This is a genomic window from Streptomyces swartbergensis, assembly GCF_002148965.1.
Taxonomy (GTDB): domain Bacteria; phylum Actinomycetota; class Actinomycetes; order Streptomycetales; family Streptomycetaceae; genus Streptomyces; species Streptomyces swartbergensis.
In genome coordinates this window covers 1-676 of the sequence record NZ_NGFN01000836.1, presented here as the reverse complement: position 1 = coordinate 676, position 676 = coordinate 1, and the positions used below count along the sequence as shown (strand labels likewise).

1 protein-coding gene is annotated in these 676 nt (G+C 69.2%); it reads left to right on the top strand.

Going from position 1 to position 676, the window contains the following annotated elements:
- Window positions 1-461: 461 nt before the first annotated feature.
- Window positions 462-676 (top strand): hypothetical protein (locus tag CA983_RS47460; protein ID WP_208637201.1); only part of this gene is annotated, 215 nt, incomplete at its 3' end.

The window sequence follows — 676 nt, the reverse complement described above, 5'->3', positions numbered from 1 at the left end:
TCGGCGGTCTTCGTCCTGCGGCCCCTCCGGCCACAGCTCCGGATCGAGTACTGGCTCCGCTCCCAGAGCGACCAGGGCCCGATAGATCTGCTCCGCGCTTACCGGGTGCTCACTGCGGATGCTCACACCCTCAGCTTCGCCTCACGAGGCCGGGAACTCCCGCACCCACACCGTCAGGGCACCCGTCTTCACGCGGCTCGGTCAGTGACAGCCGGATCGTTCCGTCGTCACGAGGTTCGAAGAGGACGTCCCGCACCGCACCGCCGGCCCCCCGAGTCGACGTCGTCAGCAGGTGTTCCTGAGCGAAGACCAGCTCGCCGCCCATCGACCTGAGTACAGCCACCAACAGCTCATGTCCTCGCCAGTCCTTCGGGATCCGGCGTTCCTGACCCGCGTTCATTTCTACAGCCACACCTGCTCAACGACGGCCGTGGTGCAGGAACACGCATTCAGCGGTCCGTATGGATGCCCCGGAAGCCCGGACCGAGTCCGCGACGCCTGGGCGGCCTTCGCCCCGGGGCGCGCGCTACGGGCACCGACGCCGCGCCGTCTCGTCCGAGCCTCTGGTCGTCCACAGTGATGCCCAGGCGGCGGCGGGCTTCGGCGGTTGCAGCCGCCACCGCAGCGAGGGCTTGCGCGAGTTCCTCCCCGGCGTCGCCAAGGGTCTGGGTGAGGG